The organism is Moorena sp. SIO2C4 (assembly GCF_010672485.1).
GTDB lineage: Bacteria > Cyanobacteriota > Cyanobacteriia > Cyanobacteriales > Coleofasciculaceae > Moorena > Moorena producens.
In genome coordinates this window covers 1-1734 of sequence record NZ_JAAHGN010001323.1, presented here as the reverse complement: position 1 = coordinate 1734, position 1734 = coordinate 1, and the positions used below count along the sequence as shown (strand labels likewise).

The window sequence follows — 1734 nt, the reverse complement described above, 5'->3', positions numbered from 1 at the left end:
CCAGAAAGATAAGTGGCAGGCTTGACTCCAATTGCTGAATGACCACTTCTCACTCGGACCACAATAGATTGAACCTTGACCGTTTTGTACCGGATTATCACGATTTATTACGGTTTAAGAGTATCCCGAGCTTTAAGTTGAGCACATTAGAAAAGCGATGCAGTCGGCCAAAGGAGGTTTCCCCCACTCGCGACTGCATCAAGAAGAGCTTTGACGTGCATCCGAAATACCTAAAAACCATTCAGCGAGCGGACGGCTATGAATACAGATTTTAAACAATCGACTCGCTACCGCTCGAAAAATTTGTTGGCGGTAATTCCCCGGACGCTAACCCTAACCGGTATAGTCGTCCGCCCCCTTACCGCTATTTTTTGGTGGGCAAAGTGGGATTTCACTCCTATCCTGGAATCATAGAGTATTACGATAACTCTGGGAGTATCAGTGTTCATGGCTGGTTTTGGAAATTTGGTTCAAAAAGCGTTTTATCTAGGCGTCGGTATAGCTGCTGCTGCAGGGGAGAGAGCTGGGGGAACCTTGTCAGAAGTGCGAGGTCAAGCTCAGAAACTGGTAGATGAACTGGTAGAAAAAGGGGAGATGACTACCGAGGAAGCCCGTAAACTGGTTGAAGATTTAGTGCAACAGGGGCAACAGCAATCCTCTCAAGCTAACCCTAATGATCCTAAACCTGAGCCGCGCCGGATTGAGATTATTACTGATGAGGAAGAAGAATCAGCACCACCCGAAGAGCAGGATGTTGACAAACTACGCCAGCAGGTGCAAGCTATGCAAGAAGAATTGCGTCGGCTAAAGCGCTAACTTATAGCACTTATCTAGCACTTATAATTAATTTGTGGACAACAACAGGGGTTGAGCACATGATGGTTTTTGAGTGAATGTTTACCATGGAAGATGATTGGTCTAAAAGTATTTTTGAAACCCTCGAATCAGTGGCTAATATGGTCGATGAGTTCTTCGAGGGTGTCAGTGAGGTGGTTGAGGAGTTTGCCAATGAGATAGACAATGCCCTTGGTGCGGAAATTGACCAGTGTTTGCAAGAGATTGTTGAACCGTTTGTTGAGATTTATTTTGACTTTGAGGTTATGGTCAGTGAAACAGACGAGGATTTTCCTGATTCCGTGACACCATCCTCACAGAAACATCCCGCTTGCATAGGTTGCCGTCATTATCACGGTCAAGCCTACGGTGGAAATTTATTAGTCTGTGCTATGCATCCCTATGGTTGGGACACAGAAGATTGTCCTGACTGGGAATCCCATCCTAGAAATTCCTCAAATCGTTTCTAATCCTAGCAAAACCAATGAGTAATTCCTTTACCCAGGAACAAGCATCACCAGAAGTAGACACACCCGAGATTAAATACGGTGAACAGGAGATTGCCCAAGCAAAACTTATTACTTTTCCCAATCCCCGTATCGGTCGTCCCTATCACATTAACATCACCTTACCGGAGTTTACTTGTAAATGCCCCTTTTCAGGTTATCCGGACTTTGCCACGATTTACATTACCTACGTTCCCAATGAACTGGTGGTAGAACTAAAGGCCCTTAAGTTGTATATCAATACCTACCGCGATCGCTACATCTCCCACGAAGAGAGTATCAACCAAATTTTAGATGACTTCGTAGCCGCCTGTAACCCCGAAGAAGTCACCATCAAGGGGGATTTTAACCAAGGGGTAATGTTCACACCGTTGTAGAAGTGCGACACCAAAAG

The 1734-nt window shown here is 45.2% G+C and carries 3 protein-coding genes and 1 pseudogene; all 4 read left to right on the top strand.

What is annotated here, in order from left to right:
• Positions 1 to 258: 258 nt before the first annotated feature.
• Complete coding sequence (locus F6K20_RS37115) at positions 259 to 414, top strand: hypothetical protein (protein ID WP_154659660.1); 156 nt, start codon at positions 259 to 261, stop codon at positions 412 to 414.
• A 33-nt stretch (positions 415 to 447) separates the two neighbouring features.
• Positions 448 to 816: a phasin-related domain-containing protein gene (locus F6K20_RS37110; RefSeq protein ID WP_008179054.1), complete on the top strand. Its 369-nt coding sequence runs from the start codon at positions 448 to 450 to the stop codon at positions 814 to 816.
• A 77-nt stretch (positions 817 to 893) separates the two neighbouring features.
• Entirely contained in the window at positions 894 to 1304 is a 411-nt protein-coding gene (locus F6K20_RS37105; protein WP_008179052.1) for a hypothetical protein, read from the top strand.
• A 14-nt stretch (positions 1305 to 1318) separates the two neighbouring features.
• Positions 1319 to 1734, top strand: a pseudogene (queF, locus tag F6K20_RS37100) (preQ(1) synthase); the annotation flags it as partial.

Excerpts from the sequence above, each read along its gene's own strand:
- F6K20_RS37115 (WP_154659660.1), top strand. The coding sequence starts at position 259 with ATGAATACAGATTTTAAACAATCGACTCGCTACCGCTCGAAAAATTTG.
- F6K20_RS37110 (WP_008179054.1), top strand. The coding sequence starts at position 448 with ATGGCTGGTTTTGGAAATTTGGTTCAAAAAGCGTTTTATCTAGGCGTC.
- F6K20_RS37105 (WP_008179052.1), top strand. The coding sequence starts at position 894 with ATGTTTACCATGGAAGATGATTGGTCTAAAAGTATTTTTGAAACCCTC.